We start from the raw sequence: 4,948 nt of genomic DNA, 5'->3' as shown, positions 1-4,948 counted from the left end.
ATTTTTGCTCTACCTGCCGTTTCTTGTTATCGATATGGTTGTAAGCTCGGTTTTGATGGCCATGGGTATGATGATGCTTCCTCCGGTTATGATATCTTTGCCGTTTAAGCTTTTGATATTTGTTCTGGTGGATGGCTGGAATTTATTGGTTGGAAACTTAGTAAAAAGTTTTCACTAATGTTACCTGTTTTTGCCGCTTGAGGTGCTATCATGAGTGCTAAAATTTTAATATTTTTACTATTTAGCTGTGTTGCATGGGGAGGAAATTTAGTTCAGATCATAAATTTGGCTCAAAGTGCAAAACTCGAAGAGTATGTTAAATTTAACCAAATAAACCAAGAAGATACAAAAAACAAGCTACTAAATATTGATATAAATGCTCGTTATAAGCTCTCTAAAGACTTAAGTAAAGATGTTGTGTTAAGGTCTGGTGGTATAACTGCTAGGATAGAGTATCTGCTTTTTGATGGTGGAGAAAGAGAAGCGGCAAATAAAATTTTACTATACAAAAATGCAAATAATTTTTATAAAAATGATGAGTTTTTAAATTTAATCAGCTTTCAAGTAGGCAAAATTTATTTTAATGCCATCGCTATAGCCGAGCTTATAAATATCGAGCAAGAAAGGCTGGAACTTTTAAAAGAGTTAAGCATAGACGCTTCGTTTTGGCTTGAGTTTAATGACATCGGCTTTGATGAGTTTGCGGCACTTGGATTAAATTTAAAAAACAGTCAAGAGACACTTGAGGAGCTTTTGTTTAGGCAAAATGAGCTTTTGTCGCGTATCAGCCTCCTTTCTGACGCAAGTATAAATTTTGAGCACGGCTCAAGCGTTATAATGCCTAAATTTGATAACAAAACATCTTTGCTTAAATTAAATGCAATAAAGCAAGAAAAAATCATCAAAAAAGAGGAAGAAAAACAAGAAAAGAGTCGCTTTGCTCCAAAGGTTTATTTAAAAGACTTTCAGCATCTTAGTGCAGACGATCTAAAGATAGGAAACAAGAGCGGTTCTGAAGCATTTGATAAATATCTTGATGCTAATAAGCCCATGATCGAGTTTAAATGGGATATCCCAAATGAATTAAGTTTAAGTAGACAAAGACAAGAAAAAAGAGTTGCCTTACTTAGCGCCAATGAAGAAGAGGATGGGATTATCCTTAAACTAAAAGCCATCAAAAAACGCATAAATAAACTTGATGCAATGGTAAAAATAGACACCATTAAACAGCTTGATATCCAAAAAAATTTAAAAACAATCACTCAAAGATACGCAGAAGGAAAGATGGAATATCGTGAATTTTTTTATTTATTTGGCAAAAATTTCGATGATAGAATAAATTTTATATTAAATTATGATGAGATGCAAATGCTCTGCCTTGAGTATTATTACGAGGCTGGTGATGAAATTTTAAAGAGGATTTTTGATTGAAAAATTTAGTTTTTGTAACTTTTTTGTGGGCGTTTAGTTTTAGTCTTATAGGTGAATTTTTAGCTGGCAAGATCGATAGTTATTTTAGTGTTTTTGTGAGAGTGGCACTTGCGGCGTTGGTGTTTTTGCCATTTACTAAATTTAGAGGGATTAAGCCTAGTTTTGCATTAAGTATCATGGCGATAGGTGCCGTGCAGATCGGCGTAATGTATCTTTTTTACTATAACTCTTTTTTGTATCTTTCGGTGCCCGAAGTCGCCCTTTTTACAATATTTACACCATTTTATGTAACGCTTGTGTATGATGCGTTTAACCGTAAATTTAAAAAGCTTTATCTAGTGAGTGTTGGCATTGCGGTATTTGGAGCATTTATCATAAAATACGGCGCTATAAATGATGGATTTTTAACGGGATTTTTATTGGTTCAAGGAGCAAATATTTGCTTTGGAGCAGGGCAGAGTGCGTATAAAATTTTACTTGAGAAAAACACCATAGAGCAAAAAGGAATTTTTGGATATTTTCATTTTGGAGCGTTTTTTGTCACGTTGCTGGCGTTTTTGGTGTTTGGAAATTTTAGCCGTATAACTCCTGACTTAACTCAAAGCGCCGTTCTTATATGGCTAGGCGTCGTGGCTAGTGGAGTTGGGTATTATCTATGGAATAAAGGAGCAACGCAGGTTGATAGCGGAGTTTTGGCTATCATGAACAACGCGTTAATTCCCGCTGCTATCATTGTAAATTTGTTATTTTGGTATAAGCAAACTGACCTTTTACGCCTTGTGGTTGGAGGAGTGATCCTTTTTGCCTCGCTCGCTGTGCATAAGCGAATAATCAAATTTTATGAAAACCACGAAGTAAAAACAGTTTAAATTTAGCCTAACTTTCGATATTTTCTTGCGTAAAAATTTTCATACTTGGAAATTCGATCGCGCAAAGACGCGGGTTTGCTCCTTGCTTGTAAACACAGCCAAGGTCTATATTTGCACTAAAATTTGTTATATCAGGATCTTTAAGCGGAGTATGTCCGTAGACATTAAAAATTTTTGCATTTTCAAAAGTATCGTCACGCCCTGATATGACGTGCTTTCTAAAATCATCTTTTAGGCTTTTATCTTTTCTACTTTTCCACATTTTACCTACGGCAGAATGCGACACCACAAGCTTTCTTTGATCCGAGGTTTTTAAATTTTTATACTCTATATACACTGGTAAGGAACGCATAAATTTAAGATGTTTTTCTTTTAATTTTTGCTTGTTTTGATACGAAGCAAAGGTCTGTGCTCTACCGTTTTTATAAAACCAAGGCTCATTTAAAAGCTCTTTGCCTTTTAAAAATTCATCGCTAAATTTAAGAAGCCTAAATTCGTGGTTGCCAAGGACGCAGTCATAGCCGTTTTGTAAAATAAGCTCTATGACTTCGGCGCTATTTTCGCCTCTATCTATCACGTCTCCAACAAAGCAAATACGCGAATTTAGTCCGTTGGGAAATTTGTCTATAAGTGCAAGTAGGGTTTTATAGCAACCGTGAACGTCGCCGATGACATAGATGTTTTCTTGCATATTTGTCCTTAAAAAGTACAAATTATACCAAAGAGAGTTTAAAAATTTAAAGAAGATAGGGCGAAAATTCGCCCTATACGTTACTGCTCGTAAAAGCCGCTTGGTTTTCCTGTAAGATCTATCATGATATTTTTCATTTGAGTGTAGTGTTCTAGGATTATCTTGTGTGTTTCGCGACCAATACCTGAGTTTTTATATCCGCCAAATGGACTTCCTTCAGGGATTTGGTTGTATGTATTTATCCATACGCGACCTGTTTCCATTAGTCTAGCGACACGAAGCGCTTTAGTTATATCTTGAGTGAAGATACCTCCGCCAAGACCATACTCACTATCATTTACCATTTTGATAAGCTCTTCTTCGTCTTTAAATTTTATCACGACGCCAACAGGACCGAAAATTTCCTCTTGAGCTACACGCATGTCATTTGTGACATTGGTAAGTAGAGTAGGCTTAACAAAAGCACCTTTATCGCAACCGTTTGCACTATATGCTTCGCCTCCTACTGCTACCGTAGCACCTTCGTCTTTGCCGATCTTTACGTATTCAAGGATCTGAGCCGCTTGTTTTTTGTTTACTTGTGCGCCCATTTGTGTGTTAGGATCTAGCGGATCTCCGACTTTGATATTTGCAAATTTCTTAACCGCTGCTTCCATAAATTTATCATAGAATTTCTCTTCTACAAAGATCCTACTTCCCGCGCAGCAAACTTGGCCTTGGTTAAAAAGTATGCCAAGTTGAAGTCCGTCAAGCGCTTTTTCTAAATTTGCGTCAGCAAAGAAGATATTTGCACTCTTTCCGCCAAGCTCTAGCGTGGCAGGGATTATGCGTTGTGCGGCTGCGATAGCGATATCGCGACCTATCTCGGTTGAGCCTGTAAATGCTAGTTTATCAAGTCCGGTGTGATTTTTGATCCACTCACCGGATTTGCTTCCGCGACCGGTTACTATGTTTACAAGACCTTTTGGCAAGATATCGCCTATTAGTCTAAATAGTTCAAGAACACTAAGGCTTGTTTCGCTTGATGGTTTAAATACGCTTGCGTCACCCGCGGCAATAACCGGAGCTAGCTTCCAAGCCGCCATTAAAAATGGAAAATTCCAAGGCACTATTTGTCCAACAACGCCGATAGGTTCGCGAAGCACTATAGAAAGTTGCTGTTCGTTTAGAACGTTTGAACTTCCCTCCTCTCCCTGTATAACACCTGCAAAATACCTAAAATGCTGAGCTGCAAAAGGGATGTCAACATTTAGTGTTTCTCTTATAGGTTTGCCGTTATCCATTGTTTCCACGCGAGCAAGGTGTTCTTTATTTGCATCAATTATATCGGCGATTTTATTTAAAAGAGCACTTCTTTCATTTACAGTGCTACGTTTAAATTTATTAAACGCCTCTCTAGCAGCTTTAACCGCATCATTTACGTCATCTTCTGTTGCGTCTGCTATTTTAGCTAGAAATTCTCCGTTTGCAGGGTTTGTGCTATCAAGAGTTGCGCCATCTTTTGCGTCACGCCACTCACCATTTATATAAAGACCGTATTTTGGTAGTAGTTCTGTCATTTTTTCTCCTTGTATTTTTTATGAATTAACAATAAAATTATATTCTCTAGCTACTTAATGCTTTTTAAATTATGATTAAATTTTATATATAAAATTGAATTTGAAATTTATTTATCAGAAAAATAGAAAAAAGCCCTAAAATAGCTTTATATGCATAAAATAAAGGAAAGATAATATATAAAAATGACCAAAATTTACACAAGATGTAAACGGTTTTTAACAAAAAAGTGTTATTTTTAGTTATAAAGGTAAATTCGCCAGGGCAAGGCGTTGTCTAGCCCAGGCGAATTTGTGGTGGTTAGCAGTGATTAAAATTTGCTTTTTTTGACGTCTTCGACTATCATTTTTGCCATTACGTCTACTTCTTGTGTCACTTCGCTTGTTGTATTTACGATACT

At 36.4% G+C, this 4,948-nt stretch carries 4 protein-coding genes and 1 pseudogene; 3 read left to right on the top strand and 2 right to left on the bottom strand.

The annotated features are described in order from the left end of the window. From CCAL9328_RS09655 to CCAL9328_RS09645, 3 genes and pseudogenes are all read left to right on the top strand, one after another. Positions 1-178: pseudogene (locus CCAL9328_RS09655) on the top strand (flagellar type III secretion system pore protein FliP); the annotation flags it as partial. A gap of 32 nt (positions 179-210) precedes the next feature. Further along, positions 211-1,431: a hypothetical protein gene (locus CCAL9328_RS09650; RefSeq protein ID WP_170000532.1), complete on the top strand. Its 1,221-nt coding sequence runs from the start codon at positions 211-213 to the stop codon at positions 1,429-1,431. Further along, the gene (locus CCAL9328_RS09645) at positions 1,428-2,300 is read left to right on the top strand and encodes a DMT family transporter (protein ID WP_169938878.1); all 873 of its coding nucleotides are present in this window, start codon (positions 1,428-1,430) and stop codon (positions 2,298-2,300) included. Before CCAL9328_RS09650 ends, CCAL9328_RS09645 begins: the two co-directional genes overlap by 4 nt. A gap of 7 nt (positions 2,301-2,307) precedes the next feature. Here the strand turns inward: CCAL9328_RS09645 and CCAL9328_RS09640 are convergent, their stop codons facing one another. Both CCAL9328_RS09640 and CCAL9328_RS09635 read right to left on the bottom strand, forming a co-directional pair. Continuing rightward, positions 2,308-2,991: a metallophosphoesterase gene (locus CCAL9328_RS09640; RefSeq protein ID WP_169972584.1), complete on the bottom strand. Its 684-nt coding sequence runs from the start codon at positions 2,989-2,991 to the stop codon at positions 2,308-2,310. An 80-nt stretch (positions 2,992-3,071) separates the two neighbouring features. After that, a complete protein-coding gene (locus CCAL9328_RS09635; RefSeq protein ID WP_169938882.1) occupies positions 3,072-4,550 on the bottom strand; it encodes an aldehyde dehydrogenase family protein in 1,479 nt (492 codons plus the stop codon). Positions 4,551-4,948 lie beyond the last annotated feature (398 nt).

This window comes from Campylobacter sp. RM9328 (assembly GCF_012978615.1).
This window is presented reverse-complemented; position numbering and strand designations above follow the sequence as displayed.

Excerpts from the sequence above, each read along its gene's own strand:
- CCAL9328_RS09650 (WP_170000532.1), top strand. The coding sequence starts at position 211 with ATGAGTGCTAAAATTTTAATATTTTTACTATTTAGCTGTGTTGCATGG.
- CCAL9328_RS09640 (WP_169972584.1), bottom strand. The coding sequence starts at position 2,991 with ATGCAAGAAAACATCTATGTCATCGGCGACGTTCACGGTTGCTATAAA.
- CCAL9328_RS09635 (WP_169938882.1), bottom strand. The coding sequence starts at position 4,550 with ATGACAGAACTACTACCAAAATACGGTCTTTATATAAATGGTGAGTGG.